Source organism: Pseudomonas sp. MF06569, from assembly GCF_059862735.1.
Genome location: NZ_JCBCUZ010000010.1, coordinates 86,309 through 104,234, shown reverse-complemented (window position 1 = coordinate 104,234; position 17,926 = coordinate 86,309). Strand labels below are relative to the sequence as shown.

The 17,926-nt window shown below is 58.2% G+C and carries 19 protein-coding genes; 10 read left to right on the top strand and 9 right to left on the bottom strand.

Features of this window, described 5'->3' with window-relative positions:
* Positions 1–145 precede the first annotated feature (145 nt).
* The 5 genes from AC19YQ_RS12335 to rlmF all read left to right on the top strand — a co-directional run bounded on the left by AC19YQ_RS12335 (position 146) and on the right by rlmF (position 6,673).
* Positions 146–1,636, top strand: a complete 1,491-nt coding sequence (locus AC19YQ_RS12335; RefSeq protein WP_326397407.1) for a leucyl aminopeptidase — start codon at positions 146–148, stop codon at positions 1,634–1,636.
* Positions 1,637–1,719: 83 nt separating this feature from the next.
* Positions 1,720–2,148: a DNA polymerase III subunit chi gene (locus tag AC19YQ_RS12330; protein ID WP_326398991.1), complete on the top strand. Its 429-nt coding sequence runs from the start codon at positions 1,720–1,722 to the stop codon at positions 2,146–2,148.
* Positions 2,149–2,155: 7 nt separating this feature from the next.
* Positions 2,156–2,539 carry a DNA polymerase III subunit chi gene (locus tag AC19YQ_RS12325; RefSeq protein ID WP_133076281.1) on the top strand — a complete coding sequence of 128 codons (384 nt, stop codon included), beginning with the start codon at positions 2,156–2,158 and terminating at the stop codon, positions 2,537–2,539.
* A 172-nt stretch (positions 2,540–2,711) separates the two neighbouring features.
* Entirely contained in the window at positions 2,712–5,558 is a 2,847-nt protein-coding gene (locus AC19YQ_RS12320) for a valine--tRNA ligase (RefSeq protein ID WP_133076282.1), read from the top strand.
* Positions 5,559–5,656: 98 nt separating this feature from the next.
* On the top strand, positions 5,657–6,673 hold the full coding sequence (gene rlmF / locus AC19YQ_RS12315; RefSeq protein WP_133076283.1) for a 23S rRNA (adenine(1618)-N(6))-methyltransferase RlmF: 1,017 nt from the start codon (positions 5,657–5,659) through the stop codon (positions 6,671–6,673).
* Positions 6,674–6,847: 174 nt separating this feature from the next.
* On the opposite strand, the gene AC19YQ_RS12310 is transcribed toward rlmF, so the two are convergent.
* Positions 6,848–7,129, bottom strand: coding sequence for an HU family DNA-binding protein (locus tag AC19YQ_RS12310; protein WP_003440137.1), 282 nt, complete (start codon positions 7,127–7,129; stop codon positions 6,848–6,850).
* 386 nt (positions 7,130–7,515) lie between these two features.
* Here AC19YQ_RS12310 and yejK point away from each other — a divergent pair, with 386 nt between their 5' ends.
* Positions 7,516–8,520, top strand: coding sequence for a nucleoid-associated protein YejK (gene yejK, locus AC19YQ_RS12305; protein WP_133076284.1), 1,005 nt, complete (start codon positions 7,516–7,518; stop codon positions 8,518–8,520).
* Complete coding sequence (locus AC19YQ_RS12300) at positions 8,520–8,870, top strand: glutaredoxin family protein (protein WP_133076285.1); 351 nt, start codon at positions 8,520–8,522, stop codon at positions 8,868–8,870. The genes yejK and AC19YQ_RS12300 overlap by 1 nt, the downstream gene beginning before the upstream one ends.
* On the opposite strand, the gene AC19YQ_RS12295 is transcribed toward AC19YQ_RS12300, so the two are convergent.
* The 4 genes from AC19YQ_RS12295 to AC19YQ_RS12280 form a co-directional block, all read right to left on the bottom strand.
* Complete coding sequence (locus tag AC19YQ_RS12295) at positions 8,836–9,138, bottom strand: GIY-YIG nuclease family protein (protein ID WP_133076286.1); 303 nt, start codon at positions 9,136–9,138, stop codon at positions 8,836–8,838. The two genes, AC19YQ_RS12300 and AC19YQ_RS12295, sit on opposite strands and share 35 nt — an antisense overlap.
* On the bottom strand, positions 9,135–9,605 hold the full coding sequence (locus AC19YQ_RS12290) for a nuclear transport factor 2 family protein (protein ID WP_133076287.1): 471 nt from the start codon (positions 9,603–9,605) through the stop codon (positions 9,135–9,137). The genes AC19YQ_RS12295 and AC19YQ_RS12290 overlap by 4 nt, the downstream gene beginning before the upstream one ends.
* Before the next feature lie 66 nt (positions 9,606–9,671).
* A complete protein-coding gene (locus AC19YQ_RS12285) occupies positions 9,672–10,991 on the bottom strand; it encodes a CynX/NimT family MFS transporter (protein ID WP_326397406.1) in 1,320 nt (439 codons plus the stop codon).
* Positions 10,981–11,640, bottom strand: a complete 660-nt coding sequence (locus AC19YQ_RS12280) for a FadR/GntR family transcriptional regulator (protein ID WP_133076289.1) — start codon at positions 11,638–11,640, stop codon at positions 10,981–10,983. The genes AC19YQ_RS12285 and AC19YQ_RS12280 overlap by 11 nt, the downstream gene beginning before the upstream one ends.
* 163 nt (positions 11,641–11,803) lie before the next feature.
* Between AC19YQ_RS12280 and AC19YQ_RS12275 the strand changes: the two genes are divergently transcribed.
* Both AC19YQ_RS12275 and AC19YQ_RS12270 read left to right on the top strand, forming a co-directional pair.
* On the top strand, positions 11,804–12,115 hold the full coding sequence (locus AC19YQ_RS12275; protein ID WP_500595191.1) for a type II toxin-antitoxin system MqsR family toxin: 312 nt from the start codon (positions 11,804–11,806) through the stop codon (positions 12,113–12,115).
* Positions 12,112–12,582, top strand: a complete 471-nt coding sequence (locus AC19YQ_RS12270; RefSeq protein ID WP_133076291.1) for a type II toxin-antitoxin system MqsA family antitoxin — start codon at positions 12,112–12,114, stop codon at positions 12,580–12,582. The genes AC19YQ_RS12275 and AC19YQ_RS12270 overlap by 4 nt, the downstream gene beginning before the upstream one ends.
* A 40-nt stretch (positions 12,583–12,622) precedes the next feature.
* Here the strand turns inward: AC19YQ_RS12270 and AC19YQ_RS12265 are convergent, their stop codons facing one another.
* The 4 genes from AC19YQ_RS12265 to AC19YQ_RS12250 form a co-directional block, all read right to left on the bottom strand.
* Entirely contained in the window at positions 12,623–13,387 is a 765-nt protein-coding gene (locus tag AC19YQ_RS12265; RefSeq protein ID WP_133076292.1) for an amino acid ABC transporter ATP-binding protein, read from the bottom strand.
* Positions 13,388–13,396: 9 nt separating this feature from the next.
* Positions 13,397–14,494: an amino acid ABC transporter permease gene (locus AC19YQ_RS12260; protein WP_326397403.1), complete on the bottom strand. Its 1,098-nt coding sequence runs from the start codon at positions 14,492–14,494 to the stop codon at positions 13,397–13,399.
* A 10-nt stretch (positions 14,495–14,504) separates the two neighbouring features.
* Entirely contained in the window at positions 14,505–15,686 is a 1,182-nt protein-coding gene (locus AC19YQ_RS12255) for an amino acid ABC transporter permease (protein WP_133076294.1), read from the bottom strand.
* 65 nt (positions 15,687–15,751) lie between these two features.
* On the bottom strand, positions 15,752–16,783 hold the full coding sequence (locus tag AC19YQ_RS12250; protein ID WP_133076295.1) for an amino acid ABC transporter substrate-binding protein: 1,032 nt from the start codon (positions 16,781–16,783) through the stop codon (positions 15,752–15,754).
* Positions 16,784–17,203: 420 nt separating this feature from the next.
* Here AC19YQ_RS12250 and AC19YQ_RS12245 point away from each other — a divergent pair, with 420 nt between their 5' ends.
* Positions 17,204–17,860: an alpha/beta hydrolase gene (locus AC19YQ_RS12245; protein WP_133076296.1), complete on the top strand. Its 657-nt coding sequence runs from the start codon at positions 17,204–17,206 to the stop codon at positions 17,858–17,860.
* Positions 17,861–17,926: the final 66 nt, after the last annotated feature.

Here is a 17,926-nt window from a genome sequence, read left to right as displayed (position 1 = left end):
ATACCGGGGTTGTCAGGCTCCTGCGGCGGGGTTCAAACTGCCCGCCTTGACGCCAGCCTTAATCACAGGTGAAGCGCTTCATCTATCAAGCAAGCAAACAGCACTGTTTGTGCGCATGTTGACCATTTGATTCAGGGACCCCGACATGGAACTGGTTGTAAAAAGCGTTAGCCCAGAAACGTTGAAAACCGCCACTCTGGTGGTCGCCATCGGCGAAGGCCGCAAGCTGGGCCCTACCGCCACCATCATCGACGAACTCACCGGCGGCGCCATCAGCGCAGTACTCAAGCGCGGGGATCTGGCGGGTAAAACCGGTCAAAGCCTGCTGCTGCACAGCCTGCCCAACCTCAAGGCCGAGCGCGTGCTGCTGCTGGGCACCGGCAAGGATGACGAGCTGGGCGACCGCCCGTTCCGTAAAATCATCAGCGGCGCACTGGGCGTATTAAAAGGCCTGGGCGGCAGCGATGCGGTGTTTGCTCTCGACGAACTGGTGGTCAAGGGTCGTGACAGCTACAGCAAAAACCGCCTGCTGGCAGAAACCCTGATCGACGGCGGATACACCTTCGACCGTTTCAAAAGCCAGAAAGCCGAACCTCGTGCCCTGAAGAAAATCACCCTGCTGACCATTAAAGCAGCACAGGCTGAAGTTCAGCGCGCCGTGTCCCACGCCCAGGCGATCGCTTCGGGCATGTCATTCACCCGCGATCTGGGCAATCTGCCACCCAATATCTGCCATCCGATTTTCCTGGCCGAACAGGCCAAGGATCTGGGCAAGGAATTCAAAGGCCTGAAAGTCGAGATTCTTGATGAGAAGAAAATCAAGGATCTGGGCATGGGCGCGTTCTATGCCGTAGGCCAGGGCAGTGACCAGCCACCTCGCCTGATCGTAATGAACTACGCAGGCGGCAAGAAATCCGAAAAACCGTACGTACTGGTCGGCAAGGGCATTACGTTCGACACCGGCGGCATCAGCCTCAAGCCGGGCGCCGGCATGGATGAAATGAAGTACGACATGGGCGGTGCTGCCAGCGTGTTCGGCACACTGCGCGCCGTACTGGAACTGAAACTGCCGATCAACCTGGTATGCATCCTGGCGTGCGCCGAGAACATGCCGAGCGGCGGTGCTGCACGCCCGGGCGACATCGTGACCACCATGAGCGGCCAGACGGTCGAAATCCTCAACACCGACGCCGAAGGCCGCCTGGTGTTGTGCGATGCACTGACCTACGCCGAGCGCTTCAAGCCTCAGGCCGTGATCGACATCGCCACCCTGACCGGCGCCTGCATGGTTGCGCTGGGCGCTCACACCTCCGGCCTGATGGGCAACAACGACGAGTTGATCGGCCAACTGCTGGAAGCCGGCAAACTGGCAGACGACCGTGCATGGCAACTGCCGTTGTTCGACGAGTACCAGGAACAGCTGGACAGCCCGTTCGCCGACATGGCCAACATCGGCGGTCCCAAAGGTGGCGCCATTACCGCAGGCTGCTTCCTGTCGCGCTTCGCCAAGGCCTATAACTGGGCTCACCTGGATATCGCCGGCACGGCATGGGTCAGCGGCGGCAAGGACAAGGGTGCCAGTGGCCGCCCTGTACCCCTGCTGACTCAATACCTGCTCGATCGCGCCAACGCTTGAAGCTGACAATCGAAGGCTGCGCCGCCTGACGGCGGCGCGGTCCCGATTCAGGAACCGCAATGACCCCGGAACCCAACACCGAGTTGACCAAGGTCGACTTTTATATCCTGCCCAGCGCCGAACCTTCCGCGCGGCTGGATTTCGCCTGCAAACTCACCGAAAAGGCCTGGCGTCTGGGCCACAGGGTGTATTTACACTGCACCGACAGCGCTCAACGTCAGGATCTGGATGAACGCCTGTGGCGCTTCAAGGGCGAAAGCTTCGTGCCCCACAGCAACACCGAAGACGAACCCGACGGCGTCGTTGTCATGGGCTGCACAGAAGCACCGCCAAGCCATCAGGACTTACTGATCAACCTGGACCTCAAAGTCCCCGAATTCTTCAAACGCTTCGCCCGCGTGGCTGAAGTGGTGGTCGAAGACCCCACCGTCCGACTGGCCGCACGGGAGAGTTTCCGCTTCTACCGTGAACAGGGCTATCCTCTGCAAGACCACAAGCTACAACGACTCTGAGCACACGATGGACACCTCCAATTCGCCGCAAAAAGCTGCACACCTGCTCGATGATCTTGAGTCCATTCGCAAGCTGCTCGGCGATGAGGGCCTGCAACCGCCGCTGCTGACCGAGATGGTGGGCGGTGAAGACGCGCAGATTCCATTGTTGTCTGAAGTCATCAGCGAAGAACCCGAGCCCGAGCAAATACCGCTGGTCGGCATTACCCCGGCACCCGTGGCAGAAAAAGCCCCGGACGCACTGCTGGTGCATCTGGACAAAGAGCTGCGCACGGCAGCCCAGGCCATCATGCAGGACGTGATCAACGACTTCGCCCCGCACATCGAAACCGAGATCAAACGCCGCCTCGATGCGCATATGGAGCGCTTGCTCGCACAACATCAAAGCTGACCCTGTGGGCGCGGGCTTGCTCGCGATTGCAGCGCCTTGATGAACCAGATGCACCCCGTCGCCCGTATCGCGAGCCAGCCCGCTCCCACAACAGCAATAGGTTCCCCGCGCAGTCCCACCCCGCTATACTTGTCGGCTTTCCTGAATTAATGCCAATAGGGTCCCGCCGCGCATGGATAAGACCTACCAGCCGCACGCCATTGAAACTTCCTGGTACAAAACCTGGGAAGAAGAGAATTATTTTGCCCCGCAAGGCGCGGGCGACCCGTACACCATCATGATCCCGCCGCCGAACGTCACCGGCAGCTTGCACATGGGTCACGGTTTCAACAACGCGATCATGGACGCCCTGATCCGTTTCCGCCGCATGCAGGGTCGCAACACCCTGTGGCAGCCGGGCACCGACCATGCGGGTATCGCCACCCAGATGCTGGTTGAGCGTCAGATCGAAGCACAAGGTCTGAACCGCCACGACCTGGGTCGCGAAAAATTCCTCGATAAAATCTGGGAATGGAAAGACCAGTCCGGCGGCAATATCAGCCGTCAGATCCGTCGCCTTGGCTCGTCCGTAGACTGGAGCCGCGAACGCTTCACCATGGATGACGGCCTGTCAGAAGCCGTGAAAGAAGCCTTCGTACGCCTGCACGAAGACGGCCTGATCTATCGCGGCAAGCGCCTGGTCAACTGGGACACCAAGCTGCACACCGCCATTTCCGACCTTGAAGTGGAAAACCACGACGAGAAAGGTTTCCTGTGGAACCTGCGCTACCCGCTGGCTGACGGCGCAACGACCGCAGAAGGTCTGGACTACCTGGTGGTTGCTACCACCCGTCCGGAAACCATGCTGGGCGACGCCGCTGTTGCCGTTAACCCGGAAGACGAACGCTACAAGGCCCTGATCGGCAAGTTCGTCGAGCTGCCACTGGTTGGCCGTCGTATCCCGATCATCGCGGACGACTACTGCGACCCTGAATTCGGCACCGGTTGCGTGAAGATCACCCCGGCCCACGATTTCAACGACTACGAAGTCGGCAAGCGCCACAACCTGCCGCTGCTGAACATCTTCGACAAAAACGCCAAAGTGCTGGCTGCTGCCCAGGTGTTCAACCTCGACGGCAAGCTCAACGAAACCGTCGACGGCACCCTGCCGGCCAAATACGCCGGCCTGGACCGCTTCGAAGCGCGCAAGCAAATCGTTGCTGATTTTGACGAAGCAGGCCTGCTGGTCAGCGTTGACGATCACGCCCTGAAAGTACCGAAAGGCGACCGCTCCGGCACCATCATCGAGCCGTGGCTGACGGACCAGTGGTACGTATCGACCAAGCCTCTGGCAGAACCAGCCATTGCAGCCGTGGAAGACGGGCGCATCGCGTTTGTGCCTAAACAGTACGAAAACATGTACTTTTCGTGGATGCGCGACATCCAGGACTGGTGCATCAGCCGCCAGCTGTGGTGGGGCCATCGTATCCCGGCCTGGTACGACGAGTCGGGCAAGGTCTATGTAGGCCGCGACGAAGCTGAAGTCCGCGCCAAAAACAACCTGGGCCCGGACGTTGCGCTGCAACAGGACAACGACGTACTCGACACCTGGTTCAGTTCGGGCCTGTGGACGTTCTCCACCCTGGGCTGGCCGGAAAAAACCGACGCGCTGAAAACCTTCCACTCCACTGACGTGCTGGTGACGGGCTTCGACATCATTTTCTTCTGGGTTGCCCGGATGATCATGCTCACCATGCACCTGGTGAAAAACGAAGACGGCACCCCGCAAGTTCCGTTCAAGACCGTGTATGTACACGGCCTGGTACGTGACGGTCAGGGCCAGAAGATGTCCAAGTCCAAGGGCAACGTCCTGGACCCGCTGGACATCATCGACGGCATTGAACTCGAAGACCTGGTGGCCAAACGCACCACCGGCCTGATGCAGCCAAAACTGCTGAAGAAAATCGAGAAACAGACCCGCGACGAATTCGCAGACGGCATCGCCAGCTATGGCACCGACGCCTTGCGCTTCACCTTCTGCTCGCTGGCATCTACCGGTCGCGACATCAAGTTCGACATGGGCCGCGTTGAAGGCTATCGCAACTTCTGCAACAAAATCTGGAACGCCGCACGTTACGTGCTGGACAAGGGCGAGGACTGCGGCCAGAACGGCGAAGCCTACGAGCTGTCACTGGCCGACCGCTGGATCATCTCGCAACTGCAGCGCACCGAAGCCGAAGTGACCCGTCACCTCGACCAGTTCCGTTTCGACCTGGCCGCACAAGCGCTGTACGAGTTCATCTGGAACCAGTACTGCGACTGGTACCTGGAACTGTCCAAGCCTGTGCTGTGGGACGAAAACGCTCCGGTAGAACGTCAGCGCGGCACCCGTCGCACGCTGGTTCGTGTACTGGAAGTTGCCTTGCGTCTGGCGCATCCGTTCATGCCGTTCATCACCGAAGAGATCTGGCAGCGCATCGCGCCGCTGGCCGGCGTTGAAGGCAAGACCATCATGCTGCAACCGTGGCCAGTGGCCAACGAAGCACGCATCGACCAGGCGGCCGAAGACGATATCGAATGGCTCAAGGGCTTGATGCTCGGCACGCGTAACATCCGTGGCGAAATGAACATCGGCCCGGGCAAGCCATTGCAGCTCTACCTGAAAAACGTCAGCAGCGAAGACCAGCGCCGTCTGACCGAGAACGATGCCTTGCTCAAAAAGCTGGCTAAACTCGAATCGATCACCGTGCTGCAAGACGGCGCCGAAGCACCTTTGTCCGCTACCGCTCTGGTAGGCGAGATGGAAGTGCTGGTGCCGATGGCCGGCCTGATCGACAAAGATGCAGAGTTGGCGCGCCTGGACAAGGAAATCCAGCGCTTGCACGGCGAAGTTGCGCGAGTGGGCGGCAAATTGTCGAATGCCGCGTTCGTTGACAAGGCCCCGGCCGAAGTCATCGAAAAAGAACGTGCCAAATTGGCCGAAGCCGAACAGGCCTTGAGCAAATTGGCAGACCAGCACGCGCGGATTTCCAGCCTGTAATAACGCTGCGCACCTGATCGCGGGCAAGACCGCTCCCGCAGGGTTCAACTCTGCAGGAACGGGCTTGCCCGCGATTGCTTTTGTGGAATGAATTGAACATGACTACCCCACGCACTTCCAAAGCAACACGCCACAAGCCCAAGGCTGCCAGCGATGCCAAACCGGTCGAGCCGCGCGTCAAGCCCAGCCTGCACCCGCGCAACCGCCACCAGGGCCGCTACGACTTCCCACAGCTGATTTCGGTGTGCCCGGAACTGGCCGAATTCGTGATCATCAACCCGTACGGCAAGGAAAGCATCGACTTCGCCAACCCGAGTGCCGTGCGCGTATTCAACCGTGCCCTGCTCAAGGCGTTCTACGGCATTGCTCACTGGGATATCCCGGCCGACTACCTGTGCCCGCCCGTACCGGGTCGCGCTGACTACGTGCACTTCCTGGCCGACCTGCTGGCCACCATGAACGACGGCGAGATCCCTCGCGGGCAAAACGTTCGCGTGCTGGATATCGGCATGGGTGCCAACTGCGTCTACCCGCTGATCGGCCACAGCGACTATCGCTGGCAGTTCCTGGGTACGGAAGTCGACCCGACTGCCGTTAAAGCGGCCAAGGCGATTGTGCAGTCCAACGGTCTGAACAAAGCCATCAGCCTGCGCCTGCAGCCTAATCCGCAGAAAATCCTGCTGGACGTGCTGGAAAGCAGCGAACGTTTCGACCTGACCATGTGCAACCCGCCGTTCCACGCCTCGCTGGACGAAGCCACACGCGGCAGTGAGCGTAAATGGCGCGCACTGGGCAAGGCAGATCCAAAGCGCAAGCTGCCGGTTCTGAACTTTGGTGGCCAGGCGGCCGAATTGTGGTGTGAAGGCGGCGAACAGCGCTTTGTCACGCAACTGATCCGCGAAAGCGTCCACGTTGCGCGTCAAATCCTGTGGTTCAGCGTGCTGGTGTCCAAGGCTTCCAACTTGCCAGCCATCCAGACCGCGCTGAAAAAAGCCGGCGCACGGGAAAGCCAGGTCGTGGAAATGTCCCAGGGCAACAAGCAAAGCCGCTTTGTGGCCTGGACCTTCCATGACAAGGACCAGCAGCAGATGTGGCGCGAGAAGAACTGGAAGTAAGCCCCGCGCAATCCTGTAGTCGCTGCCGAAGGCTGCGATAAGAGCTGAGGGGCCCTGAGAAAGCGGGGCCGCTTCGCAGCCCATCGCAGCCTCGTGCCTCGACAGCGACTACACAAATTGCGGGCATAAAAAAACCGCGCTTCGGAGTGATCCGAAGCGCGGCTTTTTTAATGCTTACTTGTTAACAGCGTCAGTCAGGCCTTTGGCCACAACGAGCTTGATAACTTTTTTGGCAGCGATTTCGATGGCAGCGCCAGTCGAAGGGTTACGGCCAGTACGGGCAGGACGCTCGGTCACTTTCAGTTTGCCAATACCTGGCAGAGTGATTTCGCCGCCATTTTCCAATTGATCAGCAACGATCTGAGCCAGTTGGTCCAGAGCGTTACGCGCGGTAGTTTTCGGCGCGTCGATGGCTTCAGCGATATCAGCGATCAGTTGGTCTTTAGTAATAGCCATTGAGATGTTCCTTCCCTATCAAATTCATTTGGTTTGCAGAGTGCAATGTCAGCCATCGAGCCAGATCTCAAGGGTCTGGCACACCCGCCAGCTTTCACGACGAATCGCGGATGTAGATAGCTAAAACGGGGTTTGGTTCGACCTGACACATGCTGAATGCACGCTTTACGCCGTTTCCGAGCGCAAGACCGGGCAAAACTAGCACAGAGACGGTTAAATATCCGCCTCTACCTGGGCTTTTGGTCAGCTTTATCGCCTTAAAACCGTAAAAAAGCCGTCCCGGGTGGTCTCAAGCCCCCCAAACACCGACCCAGCGCTCAGGTGCGGTACACTTGGCGCCTTTGCGGGGTGCGCCCCCTGTCCTCTCATTACTCGCCGAGAAGCCCATGCCGATCCGTCATTGCATCGTCCATTTGATTGACAAAAAACCCGACGGTACGCCCGCTGTTCTCCATGCCCGCGACTCTGAACTGGCCGCGTCTCAAGCCATCGAGAACATGCTCGCGGACCTCAACGAAAGCTACAACGCCAAGCAAGGCAAAGCATGGGGCCTTTTCCATGCTGAATCCGGCGCGCATCCGTTCAGCGGCTGGCTCAAGGAGTACCTGGACGGCGGCAAAGACTTCACCGCATTCAGCCGCGTGGCCGTCGAGCATCTGCAGAAGCTGATGGAAGAGTCCAACCTTTCAGTCGGTGGTCACGTACTGTTTGCCCATTACCAGCAAGGCATGACCGACTACCTGGCGATCGCCCTGCTGCATCACAGCGATGGCGTGGCGGTGACCTCGGATCTGGACGTGACCCCATCGCGTCACCTGGACCTTGGCCAACTGCACCTGGCGGCACGGATCAACATTTCCGAGTGGCAAAACAACAAGCAGTCCAAGCAGTACATTTCGTTTATCAAAGGCAAAAACGGCAAGAAAGTTTCGGAGTACTTCCGCGACTTTATCGGCTGCCAGGAAGGCGTCGACGGACCAGGCGAAACCCGGACCCTGCTCAAGGCCTTCAGCGACTTCGTTGAAAGCGAAGACCTGCCCGAAGAGTCCGCCCGCGAAAAAACCAAGACCCTGGTCGACTACGCCAGCAGCCAGGCCAAAATCGGCGAACCGATGGGTCTGGCCGAATTGTCCGAGCTGATCGACGAAGAGCGTCCGAAAGCCTTCTACGACCATATCCGCAACAAGGACTACGGCCTTTCTCCCGAGATCCCGGCAGACAAACGCACCCTGAACCAGTTCCGCCGCTTCACCGGGCGCGCTGAGGGCCTGTCTATCAGCTTTGAAGCCCACCTGCTGGGCTCCAAGGTAGAGTTCGACGAAGAAGCCGGCACGCTGGTGATCAAGGGCTTGCCGACCCAACTGCTAGACCAGCTCAAGCGCAGCAAATAATGCTCAACGGTATTTTGAAGAAAGTCCTGTTTGTTCTGGTGGTGGTGGTCATCTTCCAGAACTGGGGCAAGATCGAGCGTGTACTCAATCCCTCGGGTGTCGTCTCCGAGCAAACCCGGGCCAGCGCCCGTGTGGTGCTGTACTCCACGCAATGGTGTGGCTACTGCAAGGCGACGCGCCGGTTTCTGGATGAGAAAGGCATCCCGTTCAAGGAGTTTGATATCGAGAAAGACGCGGTCGCCCGCCAGGCTTACGAAGCGCTGGGCGGACGCGGAATTCCGATACTGGACGTGAACGGCACGCTGATAAGGGACTTCAAGCCGGATGCGATACTGGCGGCATTGAAATAACCCCTTGCGCCTGACTTTGCACCAGGCATTCCTTGGCGCTCTTCCTGAGCTTTTTGATCAGTCGTTCCTGGCGCAAGGCTTCGCCCCTGTCAGGCCAGGATTCGACATACACCAAGGCCACTGCCGGGCTTGAAGCAAAAAAGCGTGCGCCCTTACCGCTTTGATGTTTGGCAAAACGGCGCACCGGGTCATCGCTGATCCCGCAGTACAGAGCGCCATTGGCGGCCCGCACCAGATAAACGAACCACGGTTTTTCGCTCACTTTCAACGGCTGCCCTGAAAGGCCTTGAGTCCTTTTTGCGCCTGAGCCCTGATGGCGTTCTTCACCAGCGGCGTCCACCCCAGCAACAAGCCCTTGGTGCCCAATGCCTGACGCGACCAGCGCCACAGGTCAAAGTGATCGTGGTGCTCGCAAATCTTGCCGTCGCGAAACACAAACTGCGCCTGAATATCATTGACCACCGTGGCCCCGGTCTGGCCAAACACGTAGGTTGCCACCCAGTGTGCGCTGCCGCGCTGCCCCTGAGCCTGGACCTGATCGAAAGTCAGGCTGAAATCCTTGGCCCGCGAGGTCAGCATGCGCCACATGTCTGCGGCATCCTGGCCACGCAATTCACCAAAAACCGGATCGCTGAACAAGACGTCATCGGTGTAGCAGGCCGCCATCGCTTGTGCATCGAGCTGCTGGAAGGCCTGGTAGAAACGAGTGATCAATGCTTGATGGTCTTGGCTCATGGCAGGGTCCGTGCGGGTCAGTAATCCGTGCACGATAATCTGCCATGAACAGAAACACTATGGCCCTCAGATTTTCTCGCTCTGCACATTCACATACAGGGAACGTCCCGCGCCGAGCCCGGCGACGATAGCCCCCAGGCCCACCACGGCAAAAATCCAGCCCACAGCACTCCAGCCGCCCGTGACCTCATGCACGATCCCGACCGCCAGCGGCCCCATGGAGGCCACGGTGTAACCAATACCCTGGGCCATGCCAGACAGGTTGGCCGCAACATGAGCGTCCCGCGAACGCAATACGATAAGCGTCAACGCCAGGCTGAACGTACCGCCCTGCCCCAGGCCCAGCACAATCGCCCAGCCCCACAAGCCCTCGATGGGGGCATACAGGCAGCCGAACAGCCCGGCCAGGGTCATGCTCATGACCAGCACAATGGCCAGCCGCTGATCTTTGCCCCGCGTGGCCAGCCAGGGCGCTGTCAGTGCAGTCAGCAATTGCACGATGACCGAGCCCGACATCACCAGCCCGGCCTGGGTCGGGGTCAAACCGCGCCCGATCAGAATGGAGGGCAACCAGCCAAAAACGATATAGGACAACGAGGACTGCAAGCCCATGTAAAGCGTCACTTGCCAGGCCAGCGGATCACGCAGCAGGCCACTCACCCGATAAGCAACATTGTGTGAGCCCTGACGCTTGCCCACTTGGGGCAGCCAGAAAATGGCCGCAACCAGAGCCGGCAAGGCCCAGAAGCCGAGTCCCAGTGCCCAGCTCTGACCCAACGACTCGCTCAGTGGTACCGTCGCGCCCGCCGCCAGTGCCGCGCCCAGGCACAAGGCCATGGTGTAGACACCGGTCATGGTCCCGGCATGCCCTGCGAAATCACGCTTGATAATGCCCGGCAACAGCACGCCGATGATGCCAATGCTGGCGCCCGCCAGAATGCTCCCGGCAAACAGCCCTGCCTCCCCCAGGCAACTGCGCAGAACGATGCCGCCGCCCAGTGCCACCAGAATTCCCAGTACCACCCGCTCAGTACCAAAACGCCGGGCCAGAATCGGTGCCAAAGGCGCGAACAGTCCCAGGCAAAGCACCGGCAAAGTGGTCAATAAACCGGCCTGCGCTGCCGACAGCCCCAGGCTGTCCGACACTTCTCCCAGCAGCGGCGCCATGCTCGACAATGCCGGACGCAGGTTCAGCGCCACCAGTACCAGGCCCAATAGCAGCAACCACGGCCTCAGCACGACCGGGGGCGTTTGCTGCACCTGTTCGTCGTCTATCTCAGCATCGATCAGCAACGCTTCCAGCTCATCCAGATGACGAGCGGGCTCGGCGCTGGCATTGGCGACTGACAAAGGTTGAGTCATGGCGTGCTCCGGCTCAGGGTTCATTGATCAACGTCCGGCATAACGCCATGGCCCGTTGCGGGTTTTGTTGTTCTACGGCTTCGAGTAGCTCGACGTGCAGGTCGAACACCAATTGACGCCTGGGATGAACATCCATCGTCTTGCGCAAATGGTTGGTCACAACGCTGGAGGTGTAGCGATACAGCTCGCTCAAGGCCGGGTTGTGTGCGGCATCTATCAGCCGCTGGTGAAACACCAGGTCGCAACAAATATAGGTATCGAGCTCACCGTGATAGTGCTCGCCACTTGCATCGAGCGCCTGATGCAGCAGCCGCAAGTCCTCGTCCGTACGACGCAAGGCCGCCAGGCCAACGGCTTCAACCTCAAGGATGTGCCGCATCTCCCGACCCTGCTCCATTGAGCAGGATGACAAGGCACGCAACGTGTCCATCGGGTCGACTCGCCCTCGCAGATAACTACCATCGCCCTGACGGATTTCGATCAGCCCGGCGAATGCCAGCACGCGCATGGCTTCACGCACGGTGTTACGGCTGATGTTCAGTTGCGCCGCAAGCTCCGGCTCGGTCGGCAAACGCTGCCCCACCGCCCAGGTGCCGTTGTTTATTCGCGCACGCAGTTGCTCAAGCGCCTGGTCAACCAGGGAACGTTTTATCAGTGGAGAAGCGTCTGTCATTGAATTCACCTTTTCATCCAATCATAGGATGAATTTTCCGACATGTTAGCGAGACGTCTTCACATCGGCAATCAACTACAGATTAAGTGCCCCAAAAAAATGCTGATTGAGCATTGAATCGACAACCCTTAAAGGGTATTTTAAAAAATCGAGGCTGCCTCTTATGGAAAAGAAAACACCTCACTACAACCTCCAGTGCATTCAAGCCGACGCACAACGGCTTGGCGCTGTAGCGTTTACCAAAAGCGCCCTGGATGGCGGACGAACCATGGGCCTGACCCTGGCGCAAATGCAGCGGGTCATTGCTTCTTTAGAACGCCGGGCGCTGTACAAATCGATGTCGACCCACTCAGACCACAAGGTCTGGCAAGACGTCTATCACGCACAGGCCTACGGTTTGGCTATTTATATCAAGGTGACTTATCGCCCGAGTGGAGGGCCGCCAGTCATCGCTTTCAAGGAAAAAGACCTATGAGCAAACATGACTGTTACGCCTGCGGGGCCCCCAATGCGATGCACGCCTTCAAAGGGCGTAGCTTCAATGTGAATTTCAAGCAAATGAACCGGATGGTGCACAGCCTGAGCGGCCATGAATGCACGGAGTGCGCAGAGGTCGAGTTCGATGCTCCCAGTGCAGAGCGTTATGCCCGGGCAGGAGATGAACTGATTGAAGATGCCAAGCAGGTGATAGCTGATGAGATGAAGCGCATTCGGCGCAAACTACATTTCACTCAAAAAAGTGCTGTGCAACTGCTGTCGGGGGGTGGCCACAATGCGTTCAGCCGTTATGAACGTGCCGAGGTCGAACCACCGAAACCCTTGTTTGTGCTGATGCGCTTGCTGGATCGCCATCCCGAACTGGTTCGGGAATTACAGGCCATCAATGAGTGCACCGATATCAATGCGCTGCTGGTGCAAAAACAACAGCAGCGACACGAATAGCCTGTAGCCGCAGCCTTGGGCTGCGGCTACAGCGGTTGAATCAATGCAAAATCTGATTCAGGAACAATTTGGTCCGGTCATTTTGCGGGTTGTCGAAGAAGTCATTCGGGGCAGCCTCTTCCACGATTTCGCCCTTGTCCATAAAGATCACCCGGTTGGCCACTGTGCGGGCAAAGCCCATTTCGTGGGTCACGCAGAGCATGGTCATGCCGTCTTCGGCCAAGCCGATCATGGTGTCCAACACCTCTTTCACCATCTCCGGATCGAGCGCTGAAGTCGGCTCATCGAACAGCATGATTTTTGGTTTCATGCACAACGCCCGGGCAATCGCCACACGCTGTTGCTGGCCGCCCGACAACTGCCCCGGAAACTTGTGCGCCTGCTCCGGAATTCGAACCCGCTCCAGATAATGCATGGCAATTTCTTCAGCCTGGCGCCGGGGCATCTTGCGCACCCACATCGGCGCCAGCGTGCAGTTCTGCAGAATGGTCAGGTGCGGAAACAGGTTGAAGTGCTGAAACACCATGCCCACTTCGCGCCGTACCGTCTCGATCTGCTTGATGTCGTTGGTCAACTCAACCCCGTCAACCACGATGCGCCCCTGCTGGTGCTCTTCGAGGCGATTGAGGCAGCGAATGGTCGTCGACTTGCCGGAGCCCGAAGGCCCGCACAACACAATGCGCTCGCCTGGCTGGACGTTCAGGTTGATGTCCTTGAGCACATGGAACTGGCCGTACCACTTGTTGACGCCCTGCATCTGAATAATGCCTTCGGCGCTTGCAGGCTTTTTGATTGCTTCACTCATGTCGCACTCCTAACGCTTGTGGCCAGTGTCCAGCTTGTGCTCCAGATGCATGGAGTAGCGGGACATACCAAAACAGAAAATCCAGAACACCAACGCTGCAAATACATAGCCTTCAGTAGCCATGCCCAGCCATTTCGGGTCGGCGGCGGCTTGCTTGACGCTGTTGAGCAGATCGAACAGACCGATGATGATCACCAGGCTGGTGTCCTTGAACAGGGCAATAAAGGTGTTGACGATGCCGGGGATCACCAGTTTGAGGGCTTGCGGCAAAATCACCAGGCCCATGCTGCGCCAGTAACCCAGGCCCATCGCCGCAGCCGCTTCGTATTGTCCTTTGGGAATGGCTTGCAGGCCTCCGCGTACCACTTCAGCCACATACGCCGACTGAAACAGGATCACGCCGATCAAGGCACGCAGCAGCTTGTCGAAGTTCATGCCCTCAGGCAGAAACAACGGCAACATCACCGAGGACATGAACAGCACGGTAATCAGAGGAACGCCGCGCCAGAACTCGATGAAGGTCACGCACACCACACGAATGGCGGGCATGTCCGAACGTCGGCCCAACGCCAGCAAAATCCCCAATGGCAAGGCACCGGCAATGCCCACGGTGGCAATGACCAGCGTCAGCATCAGGCCGCCCCACTGGCTCGTGGCCACGTTGCTCAGGCCCCAGTAGCCGCCATGCAACAAGGTGAATGCCAGAATCGGGTAGACCACCAAAAAGCCCAGTCCCCAGATGGCCTTGTGCTTGAAGCGCGAGATAAACAACGGCGCGGCGCCCACCACGGCAAGCCACACGGTCAGGTCTACACGCCAGCGCAGTCCGGTCGGGTAGTAGCCATACATGAACTGGCCAAAACGCTGCTGGATAAACACCCAGCAGGCGCCTTCCTTGGTGCAGTCCGCCTGGGTGCTGCCGACCCAGTTGGCGTCAAGGATCGCCCAGCTCAACAGCGGCGGCACGATCAGCCAGATCAGGTAAAAGGCAAACAGGGTGAGCAAGGTGTTGAGCCAATTGGAAAACAGATTGGCCCGCGCCCAGGCAACGATACCGATGCGGTTGCCCGGCGGCGGCATGTCGGGTTTAAAAACATGAGTTGTCATAGTCCCGTCCTCATCGCTCGATCAGCGCAATACGCGTGTTGTACCAATTCATCAGCAGCGAAATGCTGATACTGATGGCCAGGTACACGCTCATGGTGATGGCAATGACTTCAATCGCTTGCCCGGTCTGGTTAAGCACCGTGCCTGCAAACAGTGAAACCATTTCCGGATAACCGATGCCCGCCGCCAGCGACGAGTTTTTCACCAGGTTCAGGTATTGGCTGGTCAGTGGCGGAATAATCACCCGCAGTGCTTGCGGAATAATCACCTTGCGCAGTGTTGGCCCCGGACGCAGACCCAGCGAGCGGGCAGCCTCGGTCTGGCCATGGCTGACCGACTTGATCCCCGAACGTACGATTTCAGCAATGAAAGCCGCGGTGTACACCGTCAATGCAATGGTCAGCGCCAGCAGCTCCGGAATCAGCACCCAGCCGCCAACAAAGTTGAAACCCTTGAGCTCTGGCATTTCCCAGTGCACCGGAGTGCCGAACAACACAATGCTCAAGCCCGGAATCACCAGCATCAGAGCCAGCCCGACCCAGAACTTGTGAAACGGTACGCCGGTCTCTTCGAAGCGCTTGTTGGCCCGGCGAACCATCAGCACCACGGCTGCAATCGCCAGCACCACACTGCCCACAAAGGGCCAGAAGGCCTCGGTACCAACAGCTGCAGGCATGTTCAGGCCGCGGCTGCTCATATAAAAGGTGTCGGCAAAGTTGTGGCTGTTGCGTGGCCCCGGCATGGTCAGAAAGACCGCGAAGTACCAGAAGAGGATTTGCAGCAGAGGCGGGATATTGCGGAAGATCTCGACATACACCGTGGCCAGCTTGCTGATCATCCAGTTCGACGACAGGCGCGCGACACCGATGATAAAGCCCAGAACCGTCGCCAGGACAATACCGATGACCGACACCAGCAATGTGTTCAGCAAACCGATCAGAAAAACCCGGGCATAACTGTCGGACTCGGTGTAATCGATCAAATGCTGCGCAATGCCAAAACCGGCACTGCGTTCCAGAAAGTCAAAACCCGAAGTAATGCCGCGATGCTGCAGGTTGGTCTGGGTGTTGTTGAACAGATACCAGCCCATGAACACCACCAGCGCAACGGTGATGAGCTGAAATAACCACGCACGCACACGTGGATCGCCGAGGCTGAGCCTTGGCTTGGGTGCGCCGACTTTAATTTGCATGAAGTGCCCCTAAAAATGGATCAGACAACATCACCCGGCAGTTGGCCTGCCGGGTGAAAGGGCTATCAGCGCACAGGTGGTGCGTATTGAATGCCGCCGTTATTCCACAGAGCGTTCAGCCCGCGGTCGATGGCCAAAGGGGTATTTTTGCCGAGGTTTTTCTCGAAGACTTCGCCGTAGTTACCGACCTGGCTGACAATCTGTACTACCCAGTCTTTTGGCAGTTTCAGGTCTTTGCCATATTCGCCGTCAGCACCCAGCAAACGGGCCACATCAGGGTTTTTGGTCGACTTGGCTTCAGCCAGGACGTTTTTGGAGGTGATGCCCGCCTCTTCAGCATTGAGCATGGCGAACAGAGTCCACTTCACAATGCTGAACCAGTCTTCGTCGCCCTTGCGCACGACAGGGCCCAGCGGCTCCTTGGAGATGGTTTCAGGCAATACGACGTAGTCGCTCGGGTTCGCCAGTTTGCTGCGCTGTGCGTACAACTGCGACTTGTCGGAGGTCAACACGTCGCAACGGCCGCTTTCCAGCGACTTGGCGCTTTCATCGGAGGTATCGAAAGTGATTGGGGTGTATTTGAGGTTGTTACCGCGGAAGTAATCCGACACGTTCAACTCGGTGGTGGTACCGGCCTGGATACAGATGGTTGCACCGTCCAGCTCCTTGGCACTTTTAACCCCCAGCTTTTTGTTGACCAAAAAACCGATGCCGTCGTAATAAGTCACGCCTGCGAACACCATGCCCATGCCCGCATCACGGGAGCTGGTCCAGGTGGTGTTGCGCGACAGCACGTCCACTTCGCCCGATTGCAGCGCGGTGAAACGCTCCTTGGCGTTCAACTGGCTGAACTTGACCTTGGTTGCATCGCCAAATACAGCGGCGGCCACTGCTCGGCAAATGTCTGCATCAATACCCTGAATCTTGCCAGTGGCATCCGGCACCGAGAAACCCGGCAATCCGTCACTGACACCACATTGCACAAACCCTTTCTTTTTAACGCTGTCCAGGGTTGCGCCTGCGTGGGCAAAACCACTGGCACTGAGTAACACGATGGCTGCGGTGGCCAGAGCCAGGGTGGATTTCAACTGCTTCATTCAAACCTCCAGTGATGCTTTTGTTGTGTTTGAACAAGACCCGCCGCCCCCTTGTGAGGCACTGTTGACCCGTGTTGGCTTTTTATTGGGTCAAGCGGCATAAGTCTTGAGCGATGGGTGCATCGCACGAACCGTCAAACTGAAGCGCTCACTTGAGCTGTTGAATTCCTTGTCTAACTTCAACCTCGGGATTTTTGCTGTCCCCCCACCGGCAGTAGCCTGTTAGTGTTACCGCCGAAGGTGAGCGCATTCACGTCCCTGTCCACAAAGCAAAGCGCGTACCACTCCTGCTGCTTAAGTAAGTTCAGTAGGTAATGCAGGAAAAAACGTTCAAGCAAGCGACATTTTCTGTAACTTTTAACCGATCAAGCACATTTGTAGCGCACCCGGTTTGCGCACATGCACAACGATGGAGCAGTCATGACCCAACCTCTTGTCATCCAACCCCAAAAGACCGCAGACGCCTGTGTTATCTGGCTCCACGGTCTGGGTGCCGACCGCTATGACTTCATGCCGGTGGCCGAAATACTGCAACAGTCGTTGCTGACCACACGCTTCGTATTGCCACAGGCACCGACCCGCGCGGTGACCATTAATGGCGGTTATGCCATGCCGAGCTGGTACGACATCAAGGCCATGAGCCCTGCCCGTTCCATCAGCGAAGAAGAGCTGGAAGAGTCGGCCGACATGGTCATTCAACTGATCGAGGCCCAGCGCCAGAGCGGTATCGACTCCAACCGGATTTTTCTGGCCGGTTTCTCCCAAGGCGGCGCCGTGGTCTTGCACACCGCCTACCTGAAATGGCAGGGACCATTGGGTGGCGTACTTGCCCTCTCCACTTATGCCCCGACCTTCAGCGAAACCCTGCCATTGTCAGCCAGCCAGCAACGCATCCCGGCGCTCTGCTTGCATGGGCAGTACGACGAAGTAGTCCAAAACGCTATGGGCCGTACGGCTTATGAGCGCTTAAAAGCCGCAGGTGTGGCGGTTACATGGCAGGAATACCCAATGGGCCATGAAGTGTTACCCGAAGAAATTCGCGACATCGGTACCTGGCTGGCGAAACGCCTGGGCTAAAACCGAAACATCCTGTCGCTCACTACGCCGAGCACCCGACTTGCATTACACTGCCCGGCGTACACT

What these genes read in the sequence shown, in the direction of transcription:
- AC19YQ_RS12335 (WP_326397407.1), top strand. Translation starts at nt 146, where the DNA reads ATGGAACTGGTTGTAAAAAGCGTTAGCCCAGAAACGTTGAAAACCGCC.
- AC19YQ_RS12325 (WP_133076281.1), top strand. Translation starts at nt 2,156, where the DNA reads ATGGACACCTCCAATTCGCCGCAAAAAGCTGCACACCTGCTCGATGAT.
- AC19YQ_RS12320 (WP_133076282.1), top strand. Translation starts at nt 2,712, where the DNA reads ATGGATAAGACCTACCAGCCGCACGCCATTGAAACTTCCTGGTACAAA.
- rlmF (WP_133076283.1), top strand. Translation starts at nt 5,657, where the DNA reads ATGACTACCCCACGCACTTCCAAAGCAACACGCCACAAGCCCAAGGCT.
- AC19YQ_RS12310 (WP_003440137.1), bottom strand. Translation starts at nt 7,129, where the DNA reads ATGGCTATTACTAAAGACCAACTGATCGCTGATATCGCTGAAGCCATC.
- yejK (WP_133076284.1), top strand. Translation starts at nt 7,516, where the DNA reads ATGCCGATCCGTCATTGCATCGTCCATTTGATTGACAAAAAACCCGAC.
- AC19YQ_RS12300 (WP_133076285.1), top strand. Translation starts at nt 8,520, where the DNA reads ATGCTCAACGGTATTTTGAAGAAAGTCCTGTTTGTTCTGGTGGTGGTG.
- AC19YQ_RS12290 (WP_133076287.1), bottom strand. Translation starts at nt 9,605, where the DNA reads ATGAGCCAAGACCATCAAGCATTGATCACTCGTTTCTACCAGGCCTTC.
- AC19YQ_RS12285 (WP_326397406.1), bottom strand. Translation starts at nt 10,991, where the DNA reads ATGAACCCTGAGCCGGAGCACGCCATGACTCAACCTTTGTCAGTCGCC.
- AC19YQ_RS12280 (WP_133076289.1), bottom strand. Translation starts at nt 11,640, where the DNA reads ATGACAGACGCTTCTCCACTGATAAAACGTTCCCTGGTTGACCAGGCG.
- AC19YQ_RS12275 (WP_500595191.1), top strand. Translation starts at nt 11,804, where the DNA reads ATGGAAAAGAAAACACCTCACTACAACCTCCAGTGCATTCAAGCCGAC.
- AC19YQ_RS12270 (WP_133076291.1), top strand. Translation starts at nt 12,112, where the DNA reads ATGAGCAAACATGACTGTTACGCCTGCGGGGCCCCCAATGCGATGCAC.
- AC19YQ_RS12265 (WP_133076292.1), bottom strand. Translation starts at nt 13,387, where the DNA reads ATGAGTGAAGCAATCAAAAAGCCTGCAAGCGCCGAAGGCATTATTCAG.
- AC19YQ_RS12260 (WP_326397403.1), bottom strand. Translation starts at nt 14,494, where the DNA reads ATGACAACTCATGTTTTTAAACCCGACATGCCGCCGCCGGGCAACCGC.
- AC19YQ_RS12255 (WP_133076294.1), bottom strand. Translation starts at nt 15,686, where the DNA reads ATGCAAATTAAAGTCGGCGCACCCAAGCCAAGGCTCAGCCTCGGCGAT.
- AC19YQ_RS12250 (WP_133076295.1), bottom strand. Translation starts at nt 16,783, where the DNA reads ATGAAGCAGTTGAAATCCACCCTGGCTCTGGCCACCGCAGCCATCGTG.
- AC19YQ_RS12245 (WP_133076296.1), top strand. Translation starts at nt 17,204, where the DNA reads ATGACCCAACCTCTTGTCATCCAACCCCAAAAGACCGCAGACGCCTGT.